We start from the raw sequence: 14,100 nt of genomic DNA, 5'->3' as shown, positions 1-14,100 counted from the left end.
AGGAGCCGAAACTTACCCTCAAAACAAACAAAAACGATGCGTGGAAGATCGATGATCTTTCGCACGGGAGGGATTTTTGTCGCTTCAGTTCATGATCACGGTGACGTTGAACGGCCTCACCCTGGCCGCTCTCTACTTCATCGTCGCCAGCGGTTTCTCTCTGATATTCGGCCTGATGCGCACGGTCAACATGGCGCATGGATCACTCTACATGATCGGCGCCTATGTCGGGTTCTCGGTTTTCGACAGCCTCTACGCCTCCAACGCCACCGCCGGCTATGCCTGGTATGTCGGACTGCTGGCCGGCGTGGTGGCGGCGGCGGTCGCCGGCGTGGTGATCCAGGTCGTGTTCCTCGGCTGGATGCAGGGGCAGGAGCTGCGCCAGGCGCTGGTGACCATCGGCCTGTCGATCATCATCGCCGACCAGTTGCTGGCGCATTTCGGCGGCAACCCGTTCCAGTTCTTCGCGCCCGACGCGCTGTTCGGCCCGACGCCGGTGCCGGTGATCGGCCGCTACTCGACCTTCCGCCTGTTCCAGATCGGCCTTGCGCTCGCCGTCGGCGTCGGGCTGTGGCTGCTGCTCAACAAGACGCGGCTCGGCATCATGGTGCGGGCCGGCGTCGACGACCGGCAGATGCTGGCCGCCTGCGGCGTCAACGTGCCGCTGATCTCGGTCGCCACCTTCGCGCTGGGCGCCGGGCTGGCAGGCCTTGGCGGCGTCATCGGCGCCACGGCGCAGCCGGTCGCGCTCGGGGTCGACGTCAAGTTCCTGCTGACCTCGCTGGTGGTGGTGATCGTCGGCGGCATGGGCTCGATCGGCGGCACGGCCATCGGCGCGATCCTGATCGGCGTCGCCGAGCAATGGGGCCAGGCGCTGTTTCCGACCTACTCGGTGATCCTGACCTTCGCGATCATGGTCGCCGTGCTGGCGGTGCGTCCGCAGGGCCTGCTCGGGAGGACCGGACGATGATCCTGATGTCCCGCACGCAATGGGCCGTCACCGCGCTGGCACTGGCGATCCTCGCCGTCCTGCCGCTGCTGCTGCCCGATTTCTGGTTGAGCGGCATTCTCGGCCGGTCGCTGATCTACGGCATCGTGGCGCTGTCGATCACCTTCCTGGCGAGCTATGGCGGCTTCATCTCGCTGGCCCAGACGATGCTCGCCGGCATTGCCGGCTACACGGTGGCGATCCTGGCGCCGACGGCGATCCCGGCCGGCCAGAACGCCGTCAGCTACTGGCTCGCCATGCCGCTCGCCGTGCTCGCCGCGACCCTTGCCGGCGGCGTGGTCGGACTGATCGCGATCCGCACCCGCGACATCTACCTGCTGATGATCACCCTGGCGCTGGCGGTCGGCTTCAGCCTGTTCGCCCAGTCCAACATCGACTGGTTCAACGGCTATGAGGGCATCCGCAACGTCGTCGGGCCGGAGCTCTTCGGCCAGCCGTTCCGTGCCCATGCGGTGTTCTATTACGTGGCCCTGACCGTCTCGGCGCTGCTCTATCTCATGGTGCTCTATGTGGTGCGCACGCCGTTCGGCCTGGTGCTGCAGGGCATCCGCGACAACCCGCGCCGGGTGTCGGCGCTCGGCTTCGACGTCGCCGTGCACCGCATCGCCGCCTTCGCCATGGCGGGCTTCATCGCCGGCTGCGGCGGCGTGCTGATCACCTTCTACAATATCGGCATCACCCCCGGCTCGATCGGCATGACGGCGACGGTCAACGTGCTGGTGATGTCCGTCATCGGCGGGCTGGGGCACCCGATCGGGGCGTTCATCGGCGCGGTGATCTTCACGCTGATCGATACGTTCGCCGCCACGATCTACGACCGCGACCGCTTCAACACGCTGATCGGCCTCGTCTTCCTCGGCATCGTCGTGGCCTCGCCCGACGGGGTGCTGGGGCTCGGCAAGCGCCTGACCGGCTGGCGCAAGCAACGGGACGCGGGGGACGGCGGCACGCCGCACTGAGGAATTGCCTGCGGCAGCCCGGCTCCGGCGCCGCAGGCAGGCACCGGCCGCAAGGCCGGCATCACCGGAGCCCGGCCGTGGAGGAGAAATGGCCGAGCAAGACCACCAAGGGGAGAAGACCATGCTCAGGAAGAAACTGGCCTATAGAACCGCGACGGCGCTGGCCGCCGGCCTGTTCGCACTGGCGGGGATCGGTGCCGCCGCCGCACAGGACGTCATCAAGCTCGGCTCGATCACCACGCTGGAAGGCCCCTTCGCCACCGGCGGCCAGGACGCCTACCGCGCCATGGAAATGGCGCTGGAGGAGATCGACTACACGATCAACGGCAAGAAGATCGAGTGGATCCGCGAATCCTCCAACGCCCAGGCAGACGTGGCGCTGGCCCGCGCCCGCAAGCTGATCGAGCAGGACAATGTCGACATCATCGTCGGCCCGCTGTCGGGCGCCGAAGGCATCGCGCTGCGCGACTACTCGCGCACGCTGGAGGGCAAGACCATCGTCAACGGCTCGTCGGGCGCCGCCGACACCACCTTGCGCGATGCCTCGCCGAACTTCTTCCGCTTCAGCACGGAAGGCACCCAGTGGATGGCCGGCCTCGGCAACCACGTCTACAAGGACCTGAATGTCGGCCATGTGGCGCTGGTCGCCGCCGACTATGCCTTCCCCTATGCGCAGGTGATGGGCTTCATGCTCGAATACTGCCAGGCGGGCGGCGCGGTGACCAAGCTGTGGTCGCCGCTGAACACCACCGACTTCGGCTCGATCATCGCCAACATCCCGCAGGATGCCGGCGCCATCGTGCTGATCCAGGGCGGCACCGACGCCCTCGCCTTCCTGACCCAGTATGCCGAGGCCGGCGGCGACCTGCCGATCATCGGCGGCTCGATCACCGCCGACCAGACGCTGCTCAGCGCCCGCGGCCCGCACCAGCGGCTGATGGAAGGGATGCTGGCGGCCGGCCCGATCGCCGACCTCAACGAGGATCCGATGTGGGTCGCCTGGGTCTCCGCCTATCGCGAGCGCTTCCCCGACGGCTTCGACTCGCCCTCGATCCATGCCTTCAACTACTACACCAACACCAAGGCGGTGCTGCTGGCGCTGGACGAGGTGGGCGGCGACCTGTCGGACGGCCAGAAGGCCTTCCAGGAGGCGCTGGCCAAGGTCGAGTTCAAGAACCCGATGGGGGCGAATGTCAGCCTCGACGAGAACCGGCAGGCGATCTCCGACATCTTCCTGACGCGGATCGTCAACGACGGCGGCACGCTGCGCACGCAGGCCTTCGGCAAGACCGAGGGCGTGACCCAGACGATGGGCATGGACCGCGAGGCGTTCCTGGCGCTCGGCGCCCCCTCGCGCGACAATCCGGACTGCCCGCCGGCCAACTGAGGCTCCCTCCCAGCCTGCCTCCTCCCGCGTGCCGCGCGGGGGGAGGCTCCTTCCGATACCAGCATGCAAAGACAGCAGATGCTCGACACGACGACACGCAAGGACCGGACGGAGGCTTTGGCACCGACGGCTGCCGCGACCCCTGCCGCGACCCCTGCCCTGGTGACGGAAAATGTCGGCCGCAGCTTCGGCGCCCTCAGGGCCGTCAGCAATGTGTCGATCACCATCGCGCCGGGCGAGCGGCGCGCGATCCTCGGCCCCAACGGCGCCGGCAAGACCACGCTGTTCAACACGATCTGCGGCGACCATCCGCCGACCGCCGGGCGCATCCTGCTGTTCGGCGAGGACATCACCCACCTGCGGCCGCACAAACGGGCGCGGCGCGGCATCGGCCGCACCTATCAGAGCTCGCTGCTGTTCGACGGGCTGAGCGTCCTGGAAAACCTCTATCTCGCCGTGCGCGGGGCAATGCCCGGACGGCTGTCGCTGTGGAAGGCGGGACGGGGCGATGCCGCGCTCGCCAAGGCGCGGCGGCTCGCCGAGCAGGTGCGCGTCGACACCATCGCCGGGGCGCGCATCCAGTCGCTCTCGCACGGCCAGCGCCGGCAGGTGGAGGTGGGCATGGCGCTCGCCTCGGACCCGCGCCTGCTGATGCTGGACGAGCCGGCGGCGGGGCTTTCGGCGGCAGAGCGGCCGGAACTGGTCAAGCTGATCCGCGACCTGCCGCGCGAGCTGACCTTGATCCTGATCGAGCACGACATGGATGTGGCCCTGCCCAACTCGGACATCGTCACCGTGATGAAGGACGGCGAGGTGGTGGTGGAAAGCACGCCCGACCGCATCGCCGACGATCCGGTGGTGCAGGCGATCTATCTTGGAGGCGAACACTGATGGGCGGCCGTCTGGAGATCGACGACCTGCATGTGACTTTCGGCCAGGCGGTGATCCTGCAGGGCGTGACGCTGTCGCTCGATCGCGCGCCGCTGTCGCTGGTCGGGCGCAACGGCATGGGCAAGTCGACCCTGTGCCATGCGATCATGGGCATGGTGGCGGCGCGGCAGGGCACGGTGACGCTGGACGGGCGGCCGCTGCTCGGCCTTGGCCCCAGCCGGGTGGCGCGCGGCGGCATCGCCCTGGTGCCGCAGGGGCGGCGGATGTTCCCCTCGCTCTCGGTGCATGAACACCTCTTGCTGGTGGCCGGACGGAGCAAGGGCGCCTGGACCGTGGAGCGGGTCTACGAGACCTTCCCGCGGCTGGCCGAACGGCGCCGCAACGGCGGCCACCAGCTCTCGGGCGGCGAGCAGCAGATGCTGGCGATCTCGCGGGCTCTCCTGATGAACCCGCGCATCGTCATCATGGACGAGCCCTCGGAAGGGCTGGCGCCGGTGATCGTCGACCACCTGATCGAGACGCTGCGCGCCATCGCCGCCGAAGGCATGGGCGTGCTGCTGGTGGAACAGAACATGCGGGTTGCGACCTCGGTCTCCGACCAGGTCGCGATCATGGTCACCGGGCGGATCGCCACGACCATGCCCGCGCGCGAGTTGGAGGCCGACCGCGACGCCCAGCGCCGCTATCTCGGCGTCAGCCATGGACATTGAAGGGCGGGAGACAGCTTGATGGGCAGGACGGTCTATGTTGTCGGCACCTGCGACACCAAGGCGGAGGAGCTGGCCTATGCCAGGTCGCTGATCCGGGCCGCCGGCGTCGAGGCGGTGCTGGTGGATGTGGGAACCCGGAGCGAGACGGACGTCGCCGACGTGCCGGCGCGCGAGGTCGCCGCCAGGCATCCGGGCGGGGTGGAGGCGGTGCTCGGCGGCAGCGACCGGGGCGCCGCCGTCGGCGCGATGGCCGAGGCGCTGACGATCTGGCTCACCGGCCGGCAGGACATCGGCGCGGTGCTGGGCCTTGGCGGGTCGGGCAATACGGCGCTGGTGACGCAGGCGATGCGGGCGCTGCCCGTCGGCGTGCCCAAGCTGATGGTCTCGACCGTCGCCTCCGGCAATGTGGCGCCCTATGTCGGGCCGACCGACATCGCCATGATGTATTCGGTGACCGATGTCGCCGGGCTCAACGCCATCAGCCGGAAGATCATCGCCAATGCCGCCCATGCCGCTGCCGCCATGGCGCTGTGGCAGGCGCCGGAGGCGAGCGGCGACCGGCCGGGCGTCGGCATGACGATGTTCGGCGTCACCACGACCTGCGTCGACCAGATCCGCGAGCGGATCGGCGACAGCTACGAGTGCTACGTCTTCCACGCCACCGGCACCGGCGGCCAGTCGATGGAGAAGCTGGCGGAATCCGGCCTGCTCGCCGGGATGATCGACGTCACCACGACCGAGGTCCCGGACCTTTTGATGGGCGGGGTGTTTCCCTGCACGCAGGACCGGTTCGGCGCGGTGGCGCGCACCCGCCTGCCCTATGTCGGCTCGGTCGGGGCCGTCGACATGGTGAATTTCGGCGCGCTGGAGACGGTTCCGGAGAAGTACCGGGACCGCAACCTCTATGTCCACAATCCGCAGGTGACGTTGATGCGCACGACGGCGGAAGAGAACGCCGCCATCGGCCGGTGGATCGCCGAACGGCTGAACCGCTGCGAGGGCGAGGTCCGCTTCCTGCTGCCGCTCGGCGGGGTCTCGGCCATCGACGTTCCCGGCATGCCCTTCCACGACCCTGAGGCCGATGCGGCGCTGTTCGCCGCCATCCGCGACACCCTCGTCACCACCCCCAAGCGCCAGTTGATCGAACTGCCCTTCACCATCAACGATCCGGCCTTCGCCGATGCGGCGGTCGCCGAATTCCGAAAGATCGCGTCATGAACGAAGTACCCAACCCCAAGACCTCCTCCCGGCCCGCCCGGCCGACGCGCCGCGAGCTGCTGGACCGGTTCCAGGACATGGCCCGGCGCCGGATCCCGATCATCGGCGGCGGCGCCGGCACCGGCCTTTCGGCGAAATGCGAGGAGGCCGGCGGCATCGACCTGATCGTCATCTACAATTCCGGCCGCTACCGCATGGCCGGGCGCGGCTCGCTGGCCGGCGTGCTGGCCTATGGCAATGCCAACGAGATCGTGCTCGACATGGCGCGCGAGGTGCTGCCCGTCGTCAAGCACACGCCGGTGCTGGCCGGCGTCAACGGCACCGATCCTTTCGTGATCATGCATGACCACCTCGACCGGCTGAAGGCGCTGGGCTTTGCCGGGGTGCAGAACTTCCCGACGGTCGGGCTGATCGACGGGATGTTCCGGCAGAACCTGGAGGAGACCGGCATGGGCTTTCACCACGAGGTGGAGATGATCCGCCTCGCCGCCGAGAAGGACATGCTGACGACGCCTTACGTGTTCTCCTCGCAGGAAGCCATCGCGATGGCCGAGGCCGGCGCCGACATCCTGGTCGCCCATATGGGCCTGACCACCGGCGGCTCGATCGGCGCGGAGACCGCGCGGACGCTGGAGGACTGCGTGCGCGACATCGGCGCCTGGGCCGAGGCGGCGCGCAGCGTGCGCCCGGACATCCTCGTCATGTGCCATGGCGGGCCGATCGCCAACCCGGAGGACGCCGAATTCGTGCTGCGCAACACACCAAGCTGCAACGGCTTCTACGGCGCCAGCTCGATGGAGCGGCTGCCGGCGGAATCGGCGCTGATCGACCAGACCCGGCGCTTCAAGCAGCTCAGCTTCTGAGGGGAGAACCAGCCATGGCAAGGGCTTTCGCCAGCACCCTGTTAGATGCGCCGGTGGAGGCGGTCTGGGCAATGGTCCGTGACTTCAACGGCCTGCCGGACTGGAACCCGGCCGTGCGCGACAGTTCCATCGAGGGCGGCCTTGCCTCCGACGTGGTCGGCTGCGTGCGCGCCTTCACGCTTTCCGACGGCACCTTCGTGCGCGAGCGGCTGCTGTCGCTCGACGACAGCCGCTACAGCTTCACCTACAATTTCGAGACGCCGGCCTTCCCGGTCGGCAACTATGTCGCCGGCATGGAGCTGATCCCCGAGACGAAGAGCGGGCGCACCTATGTCCAGTGGTGGGCGACGTTCGACGAGAAGCCGGAGGATGCGGGGCGCTTCGTCGACATCGTCTCGCGCGATGTCTTCGCCGCCGGTCTCGCGGCGCTTGCCGAAAAGCTCATCGGCGCGAGCGCGCCGGCGGGGGCCGAGCGCTGGCAGGGCCTGCGCCCGGCCAAGGTGTTCACCTCCAGCGCTATTACCGCGCCGGTCGAGACGGTCTGGGCGAAGATGCGCGACTTTGCCGGCATGGGCGGCTGGCACGAGGACATCACCAAGATGCACATGCTGGACGGCGCGCGCTCCGACAAGGTGTCGGGGGTGCGCGACTTCCTGTTCGGCGAAGGCCTGCTGTGGGAGCAGCTCACCTATCTCTCCGACAGCGAGCGCGCCTTCCGCTACCGCATCCTGAAAAGCCCGATGCCCTGGCTCAACTACCATGCCGGCGCGCGGCTCTATCCGGTCACCGACCGGAACCACACCTTCGCGGTGTGGACCGCCGACTGGACCGCCGCGCCGCAGGACGATCTGGAGCTGATCCCCAACGTGCATGGCAATGTCTTCCAGAAGGCGTTCGACACGCTGGAAGAACAACTGGGAGACGGGGCCGGCTGAGAGAGCTGTGACGCCCGGCTCATTGCGCCCGGAGTTGTGACAGGTCAAAGATCGCGGGCGTGCGGCCGGGTAGGACTGTGTCCAATCGTCGGACACAGACAGGACCCGAGGCCATGGACCGCCCCCCCTTCGCAACCGCCGCCGGCCCGGCGCCGGCGGCGCCCTTCCGATGCCCCGAGCGGAGGGCCGCAGCATGACGGCTCCGGCGACGGCAGACGGCGACGCGCCGGGCACCGGTGCGACGGGCGGCCTTGCCCGGCACGGCCTGCACGAGGATGTCGCGGCGATCCTGCTCGGCACGGCCTTCGTCGCGCTGGGGACCAAGATGTTCGCCGACGCGCATCTGGTCACGGGAGGGGTCGCCGGCCTTGCCCTGTTGCTGCAGCACGCGAGCGGCGTGCCGTTCTGGGCCGGCTTCTTCGCGGTGAACCTGCCCTTCTACCTGCTGGCATGGCTGCGGCTCGGGCCGGCGGTGGCGCTGAGGACCCTTGTCGCGGTCAGCCTGGTCAGCCTGCTGTCGGGGGTGATCCATGTCTGGGTGGAGTTCTCGCATCTCGACCCGGCCTTCGCCGCGCTCGCCGGCGGCGGGCTGTGCGGCGTCGGGCTGTTGATGCTGTTCCGCCACCGCACCGGGCTCGGCGGCTTCAACCTGCTGGCGATGTATCTGCAGGACCGGTTCGGCCTGCGTGCCGGCTATGTCCAGATGGGGCTGGACCTTGCGGTGATCGCCGGGGCGGTCTTCGTGCTCGGCGCCGGCGAACTCCTGTTCTCGGTGATCGGCACCGTGGTCCTCAACCTGGTGCTGGCGATGAACCACCGGCCCGGCCGCTATCTCGGATCGAGTTGAGAGCCGTCAGGTGACGATCACCGATCCGGCGCCGGCCTTGCGGGCGGCAGTGACGGCAAAGGTGGCGATCGCCGTGTCCTGCGCGCCCGTGCCGGTGAGGTCGCAGAGGGTGATCTCGTCGTCCGAGCGGCGGCCCGGATGGCGGCCCGTGACGATCTCGCCGAGCTCCGGCGGCGTGCCCCCCTGCCAGAGGCCCGCGGCGATGGCGGCGCGCAGCTCGCCGAGGGCCTCGCACTGGCTGACCCGGTCGCAGACGTAAAGGTCGGCGGCGACGAGCGCGGCCGGATCGATCTCGTTCTTGCCGGCCTGGTCCGAGCCCATCGCCGTGATGTGCAGGCCGGGATGCAGCCATTCGGCCTTGAACACCGGATGCTCGGCCGGGGTGGTGGTGACGACGAGCTGGCTCTGCGCCACAGCCTGGGCCGGGTCAGAAGCGGCCTCGGCCGCAATCTTCAGCCGCCCGGAGAGATCGGCGGCGCAGGCCTCCGCCTTGGCCCTGTCGCGCCCCCAGACGAGGACGCGGGAGAACGGGCGCACCAGATGGGCCGCCTCGATCTGCAGCCGCGCCTGGACGCCGGTGCCGATGACCGTCGCCGTCTCGACCCTGGAGGGCGCAAGATGGCGCGCGGCGACGGCGCCGGCGGCGGCCGTGCGCACATCCGTCAGGTAGCCATTGTCGAGCAGCAGGGCCTCGACGAGGCCGGTCTTGGCGGAAAACAGGATCATCAAGCCGTTGAGGCTCGGCAGGCCGAGCTTGGGATTGTCGAAGAAGCCGGGGCTGACCTTGATCGCGAAACCGTCGAAGCCGGGGATATAGGCGGTCTTGACGTCGACCTCGCCATTGGCCTCAGGGATCGTCATCGACAGGATCGGCGGCATCACCACCGTGCCGGAGGCGAGCGCGGCGAAGGCCCGCTCGACCACATCGACGGCGGCCGGATCCAGATGCACGAGACCGCGCAGTTCGCCGGCGGTCAGGACGGTTACCTCATGCGCCATAGCCACGCCCTTTTACCTCGACCTCGCCGAGACGAATGCCGCGCCCGACGACGATGTCGGTGAAGGTGATCATGTCGACATTGCGGCCCGTCAGGATGGTGGCGACCGGGCCGTCGAAGGCCGGCAGCCGGCCGGCCCGCATCGCGGCGATGCCGACGACGCTGGCGCCCTCCGCCACCATGCGGTCCTCGTAGTAAAGCGCCTGCATCGCCTCGTAGATCTCCTGCTCGGTGACGAGGACGCAGTCGTCGAGCAGGTCGCGGCACAGGGCGAAGGTCAGCCGGTTGTCGAGGCCGATGCCGCCGCCAAGGGAATCGGCAAGGCTCGCCACCTCCTCCACCTCGACCGGGTGGCCGGCGCGGATGGAGGCGAACATCGCCGCGCCGCGCTCCATGGTGACGCCGACAACGCGGATCGACGGCTTGATCGCCTTGGCCGCCAGCGCGACGCCGGCGGCAAGCCCGCCGCCGGACAGCGGCACCAGGATCGCGGCAAGATCCGGGCGGTCCTCCAGCATTTCAAGGCCAATGGTGCCCTGGCCGGCGATCACCAGCGGATCGTCGAAGGGAGAGATCTCGATGAGCCCCTCCTCGCGCGCCAGCCGGCGGCTTTCGGCATGGGCCTCGTCCTGGCTGCGGCCGGCGATGCGCACCTCGGCGCCGAGCGCGCGGATGCCCTCGACCTTGGCCTGCGGCACCAGCTCGGACATGCAGATGACGGCGCGAAGTCCGGCGGCGCGCGCCGCGAAGGCAACGCCGCGGCCGTGATTGCCGGTGGAGCAGCAGGTGACGCCGGGCGCCCCATCAGGCACGGCGGCGACGGCATTCAATGCGCCGCGCAGCTTGAACGCGCCGATCGGCTGCGCCGTCTCCAGCTTCAGCAGCAGGTCGCCGTCCACGGCGAGCGAGGGCACCATCGGCGTGCGCGCGGCAATGCCGGCGATGGCGCGCCGCGCCGCCAGGATGTCGGCGAGATCGACGCTCACGTCGCCTCCTTGACCGCGCTGAGGAACTGCTGGGTGCGCTCCTTGCGCGGATTGCCGAACAGCTCGTCCGGCGTGCCCTGTTCCTCGATGCGGCCGCCATAGAAGAAGCAGATGCGGTCGGAAATGTCCTTGGCGAAGCCCATCTGGTGAGTGACCATCAGCATGGTGAGATTGTGCTCGGCGACGAGCTGGCGGATGACGTTGGTCACCTCGCCGATCACTTCCGGATCGAGCGCCGAGGTCACCTCGTCGAACAGCATCACCTTGGGCCGCATGGCCAGCGCGCGGGCGATCGCCACGCGCTGCTGCTGGCCGCCGGACAGGCGCGAGGGGTGCTGGTCGCGCTTGTCGGCCATGCCGACCATCGCCAGCAGTTCCTCGGAGCGCTCGCGCGCTTCCCTTTTCGACAGGCCGAGCACATGCACGGGACCTTCCATGCAGTTTTCCAGCGCCGTCATATGCGGAAACAGGTTGAAGTGCTGGAAGCACATGCCGATCTTCGAGCGCATCTTGCGCATGTGGCGATTGTCGGCGCGCACCAGCCCGCCGCCGCGCGGCATATGCGTCAGCGGCTCGCCGTCGACATAGATGACGCCGCCATTGATGGTCTCCAGCGTCATCAGCATGCGCAGCACGGTGGTCTTGCCCGAGCCGGAGGGGCCGATGATGGTGACCATCTCGCCTTCCGCCACGTCGAGGTCGAGCGAGTCCAGCACCACCAGGCTGCCATAGGACTTGGTGACCTTCTTGAAGCTGACCATCGGGGTCGCCTCGCCCTCGAGCCTCAAGGGGAAGGCGGAAACGTCTGTGGTGTCCATCAGCCCATTCCGAGTTTGCGGCGAACCCAGGTCTCGAAGAGCCGGATCAGCGCCGCCGTTGGCAGCGAGATGCAAAGGAAGATGATGCCGACCAGCGTGAACGGCTCGAGAAAGCGGTAGGTTTCCGAACCGATGGCGTTGGCCGTGTGCATCAGTTCCGCCACGCCGATGACGGAGAGCATCGGCGTGTCCTTGAAGATGCCGACGAGATAGTTGCCCATGCCGGCAAGCGAGGGCGGCAACGCCTGCGGAAGGATGACGCGAAAGTAAGTGCGCGCCGTCGACAGGTTGAGCGACTTGGCCGCCTCCCACTGGCCCTTCGGCACGCATTCCAGCCCGCCGCGATAGACCTCCGACAGATAGGCCGCGTAGTGCAGGCCGATGGCGATCATGCCGGCCGTCCAGGGCGACAGGCGGATGCCGAATTGCGGGCCGACATAGAAGACGAAGAAGATCTGCAGCACCAAGGGCGTCGAGCGGATGAACTCGACCGCCTCGCGCACCACCACGGTGAGCGGGCGGAACGGCGTGCGCTGCGCCAGCACCAGGGCAAGGCCGAGCACGACGGCGATGGCATAGCCGAGGCCGGCGGCGAGCAGGGTGTTGCCGGTGGCGACGATCAGGCGGGGCAGGATCTGGAAGGTGAAGTCCCAGCGCCAGTCGAACATGGCTCAGGCCCTCCCCATCTTGCGCATCATCACCCGCTCCAGCCAGCGCATGAACGGCGTGATCATGAAGCGCGCCAGCACATAGTAGATGATCAGCGCGGTGCCGAAGGTCTCGGCCGAGAGGAAGGTGGTGCCGTTGATCTGCTTCACCTGGAACATCAGGTCGGCGACGGAGATCAGCGCGACCAGCGCGGTGCCCTTCAGCAGCTCGATCAGGAGGTTGCCCCAGGACGGCAGCATGATCAGCACCGCCTGCGGCAGGATCACCCGGATCATCCGCTTGGCCGGCGACATGTTGAGCGCCAGCGCCGCCTCCCATTGCCCCTTGGGCACGGAGAGGATGGCGCCGCGCACCAGCTCCGCGCCATAGGCGCCGAGATTCATGCCCACCGCGACGAAGCCGGCGGTGAACTTTTCCAGCGTGATGCCGAACAGCGGCAGCACGAAGAAGATCCAGTAGAGCTGGACGAGCAGCGAGGTGCCGCGAAAGATCTCGATATAGACGGTGGCGAGGCCGCGCACCGCCATGTTCGGCGCCATCCGCATCAGGCCGGCGGCAACCGCGATCGCCACCGCCAGCAGCGCCGAGAGCACCGTCAGCGCCATGGTGATCAGCGTGCCGCTGGCGATGCGGTCGCCATACTGGCCGAGGAATTCGAAATAGGACATGCCGCCCAGCCCTTTGCTCTCCGACCTTGCTCAAGGCCATGACGGCGCGGCGGGCACCGCGCCCCGCGCGACTGCAGGGGAAAGGCGGCGGACCGGCCGCGCCGGCCCGCCTGTCGTCGTCGTCATGTCAGCGGTTGGCGCAGACCCACTCGGTGGTCCGCTCGCCCGGCAGCGAGCCCTCGCCATAACCGTATTCGGCAACGGCGGCGAGCATCTCTTCAGAACCGATATAGGCGGCCTGGGCCTCGTTGAACTTGTCGAGGAAGTCCTGGTCGGCCTTGCGGAAGCCGATGCCGGCCCAGTTGAAGGAGTCCTCCGGCATGGCGTTCGGATCGGAGGCCTCGACGGCACCGCCCGAGCTGTCGGCGAGCTGCTTCATGGTGAAGTAGGTGCCGGCGCCGGCATCGGCGCGGCCGGCGCGCACGGCGGCGAGGATTTCGGTCGGACCGGGCACCTGCATGATGTTGGCATCGGCAACGCCGGCGGCCCTGGCGGCCTCGATGTTGGAATAGCCGGCGCCGGTGACCATCACCGCATTGGCCGCCACGAGGCTCTCATAGTCGCTGATGTTCTTCGGGTTGCCCGGCGCCACGATGAAGCCGTCGCCGACCTTGGCCATCGGCTCGGAGAAGGCGATGTTCTCGCAGCGGCTGGCGAGGATGTTCATGCCGCCGGTGACGATGTCGAAGCGGTTGGCATTGAGGCCCGGAATGAGGCCGCCCCACTCGGTCTGCACCGGCTCGATGTTCTCGTAGCCCATCGACTTCAGCACGCCGATGGTGAAGGCGTTGACGAAGCCCTTCGGGCTGCCGTCGTCGCCCGGATAGGCGAAGGGGATCTCGTTGGCGAAGCCGATGCGGATCGGTTCACCCTTGTCGGCGCGCTCCAGCAGGGACTGGGCATTGGCGGCGCCCACGAACCCATAGGCGACCGCGGCCATGCCGAGCGCGGCAAGGCCCTTGAAGATGGCACTTTTCATCAGACAGCTCCTCTGTTCCACCACGTCTTGCTTGTTATGTTGTGCACAACATCATGTCGCAGCGGAGCGTGTCAACGGATTTTCTCGGGGAAATCGAGAGACATCTCAACGCCTTTTCGAAATTCGGATTTAGTTGTACACATTGGCGAAAATACCCTGCCGT

The 14,100-nt window shown here is 68.1% G+C and carries 15 protein-coding genes; 9 read left to right on the top strand and 6 right to left on the bottom strand.

Annotation, left to right across the window (positions count from 1 at the left end):
• Positions 1 to 76 precede the first annotated feature (76 nt).
• The 9 genes from P2PM1_RS20485 to P2PM1_RS20450 all read left to right on the top strand — a co-directional run bounded on the left by P2PM1_RS20485 (position 77) and on the right by P2PM1_RS20450 (position 8,819).
• A complete protein-coding gene (locus P2PM1_RS20485) occupies positions 77 to 970 on the top strand; it encodes a branched-chain amino acid ABC transporter permease (protein WP_208984831.1) in 894 nt (297 codons plus the stop codon).
• Complete coding sequence (locus P2PM1_RS20480; protein ID WP_208985357.1) at positions 967 to 1,968, top strand: branched-chain amino acid ABC transporter permease; 1,002 nt, start codon at positions 967 to 969, stop codon at positions 1,966 to 1,968. The genes P2PM1_RS20485 and P2PM1_RS20480 overlap by 4 nt, the downstream gene beginning before the upstream one ends.
• Before the next feature lie 121 nt (positions 1,969 to 2,089).
• A complete protein-coding gene (locus tag P2PM1_RS20475) occupies positions 2,090 to 3,355 on the top strand; it encodes an ABC transporter substrate-binding protein (RefSeq protein WP_186400320.1) in 1,266 nt (421 codons plus the stop codon).
• 63 nt (positions 3,356 to 3,418) lie between these two features.
• Complete coding sequence (locus tag P2PM1_RS20470) at positions 3,419 to 4,246, top strand: ABC transporter ATP-binding protein (protein ID WP_244301582.1); 828 nt, start codon at positions 3,419 to 3,421, stop codon at positions 4,244 to 4,246.
• Positions 4,246 to 4,956 carry an ABC transporter ATP-binding protein gene (locus tag P2PM1_RS25570; RefSeq protein WP_244301581.1) on the top strand — a complete coding sequence of 237 codons (711 nt, stop codon included), beginning with the start codon at positions 4,246 to 4,248 and terminating at the stop codon, positions 4,954 to 4,956. Before P2PM1_RS20470 ends, P2PM1_RS25570 begins: the two co-directional genes overlap by 1 nt.
• A gap of 18 nt (positions 4,957 to 4,974) precedes the next feature.
• Positions 4,975 to 6,174 (top strand): Tm-1-like ATP-binding domain-containing protein, encoded by a 1,200-nt coding sequence (locus tag P2PM1_RS25565; protein WP_244301580.1) that lies wholly within the window; start codon positions 4,975 to 4,977, stop codon positions 6,172 to 6,174.
• Positions 6,171 to 7,037 (top strand): phosphoenolpyruvate hydrolase family protein, encoded by an 867-nt coding sequence (locus P2PM1_RS20460; protein WP_186400319.1) that lies wholly within the window; start codon positions 6,171 to 6,173, stop codon positions 7,035 to 7,037. The genes P2PM1_RS25565 and P2PM1_RS20460 overlap by 4 nt, the downstream gene beginning before the upstream one ends.
• A 14-nt stretch (positions 7,038 to 7,051) precedes the next feature.
• Positions 7,052 to 7,972: an SRPBCC family protein gene (locus P2PM1_RS20455; RefSeq protein WP_186400318.1), complete on the top strand. Its 921-nt coding sequence runs from the start codon at positions 7,052 to 7,054 to the stop codon at positions 7,970 to 7,972.
• A gap of 193 nt (positions 7,973 to 8,165) precedes the next feature.
• On the top strand, positions 8,166 to 8,819 hold the full coding sequence (locus P2PM1_RS20450; protein WP_186400317.1) for a YitT family protein: 654 nt from the start codon (positions 8,166 to 8,168) through the stop codon (positions 8,817 to 8,819).
• Between the two features lie 6 nt (positions 8,820 to 8,825).
• Here P2PM1_RS20450 and P2PM1_RS20445 read toward each other — a convergent pair whose 3' ends face one another.
• From P2PM1_RS20445 to ehuB, 6 genes are all read right to left on the bottom strand, one after another.
• Positions 8,826 to 9,818, bottom strand: a complete 993-nt coding sequence (locus P2PM1_RS20445) for a cyclodeaminase (protein ID WP_186400316.1) — start codon at positions 9,816 to 9,818, stop codon at positions 8,826 to 8,828.
• Positions 9,808 to 10,803, bottom strand: a complete 996-nt coding sequence (gene eutB / locus P2PM1_RS20440; protein WP_186400315.1) for a hydroxyectoine utilization dehydratase EutB — start codon at positions 10,801 to 10,803, stop codon at positions 9,808 to 9,810. Before eutB ends, P2PM1_RS20445 begins: the two co-directional genes overlap by 11 nt.
• Positions 10,800 to 11,621 (bottom strand): ectoine/hydroxyectoine ABC transporter ATP-binding protein EhuA, encoded by an 822-nt coding sequence (gene ehuA, locus P2PM1_RS20435; protein WP_305849851.1) that lies wholly within the window; start codon positions 11,619 to 11,621, stop codon positions 10,800 to 10,802. Before ehuA ends, eutB begins: the two co-directional genes overlap by 4 nt.
• Complete coding sequence (ehuD, locus tag P2PM1_RS20430) at positions 11,621 to 12,289, bottom strand: ectoine/hydroxyectoine ABC transporter permease subunit EhuD (RefSeq protein ID WP_186400314.1); 669 nt, start codon at positions 12,287 to 12,289, stop codon at positions 11,621 to 11,623. Before ehuD ends, ehuA begins: the two co-directional genes overlap by 1 nt.
• Positions 12,290 to 12,292: 3 nt before the next feature.
• Positions 12,293 to 12,958 (bottom strand): ectoine/hydroxyectoine ABC transporter permease subunit EhuC, encoded by a 666-nt coding sequence (gene ehuC, locus P2PM1_RS20425; RefSeq protein WP_186396462.1) that lies wholly within the window; start codon positions 12,956 to 12,958, stop codon positions 12,293 to 12,295.
• Positions 12,959 to 13,085: 127 nt separating this feature from the next.
• Positions 13,086 to 13,937 (bottom strand): ectoine/hydroxyectoine ABC transporter substrate-binding protein EhuB, encoded by an 852-nt coding sequence (gene ehuB / locus P2PM1_RS20420; RefSeq protein ID WP_186400313.1) that lies wholly within the window; start codon positions 13,935 to 13,937, stop codon positions 13,086 to 13,088.
• Between the last annotated feature and the right edge of the window lie 163 nt (positions 13,938 to 14,100).

This window comes from Stappia sp. P2PMeth1 (assembly GCF_900185735.1).
Classification (GTDB): domain Bacteria; phylum Pseudomonadota; class Alphaproteobacteria; order Rhizobiales; family Stappiaceae; genus Stappia.
The sequence above is the reverse complement of the archived record's forward strand: the minus strand, read 5'-3'. Positions and strand labels throughout refer to the sequence as shown.

Coding starts and splice junctions, on each gene's coding strand:
- P2PM1_RS20480 (WP_208985357.1), top strand. CDS start 967: ATGATCCTGATGTCCCGCACGCAATGGGCCGTCACCGCGCTGGCACTG.
- P2PM1_RS20475 (WP_186400320.1), top strand. CDS start 2,090: ATGCTCAGGAAGAAACTGGCCTATAGAACCGCGACGGCGCTGGCCGCC.
- P2PM1_RS20470 (WP_244301582.1), top strand. CDS start 3,419: ATGCAAAGACAGCAGATGCTCGACACGACGACACGCAAGGACCGGACG.
- P2PM1_RS25570 (WP_244301581.1), top strand. CDS start 4,246: ATGGGCGGCCGTCTGGAGATCGACGACCTGCATGTGACTTTCGGCCAG.
- P2PM1_RS25565 (WP_244301580.1), top strand. CDS start 4,975: ATGGGCAGGACGGTCTATGTTGTCGGCACCTGCGACACCAAGGCGGAG.
- P2PM1_RS20460 (WP_186400319.1), top strand. CDS start 6,171: ATGAACGAAGTACCCAACCCCAAGACCTCCTCCCGGCCCGCCCGGCCG.
- P2PM1_RS20455 (WP_186400318.1), top strand. CDS start 7,052: ATGGCAAGGGCTTTCGCCAGCACCCTGTTAGATGCGCCGGTGGAGGCG.
- P2PM1_RS20450 (WP_186400317.1), top strand. CDS start 8,166: ATGACGGCTCCGGCGACGGCAGACGGCGACGCGCCGGGCACCGGTGCG.
- P2PM1_RS20445 (WP_186400316.1), bottom strand. CDS start 9,818: ATGGCGCATGAGGTAACCGTCCTGACCGCCGGCGAACTGCGCGGTCTC.
- ehuA (WP_305849851.1), bottom strand. CDS start 11,621: ATGGACACCACAGACGTTTCCGCCTTCCCCTTGAGGCTCGAGGGCGAG.
- ehuD (WP_186400314.1), bottom strand. CDS start 12,289: ATGTTCGACTGGCGCTGGGACTTCACCTTCCAGATCCTGCCCCGCCTG.
- ehuC (WP_186396462.1), bottom strand. CDS start 12,958: ATGTCCTATTTCGAATTCCTCGGCCAGTATGGCGACCGCATCGCCAGC.
- ehuB (WP_186400313.1), bottom strand. CDS start 13,937: ATGAAAAGTGCCATCTTCAAGGGCCTTGCCGCGCTCGGCATGGCCGCG.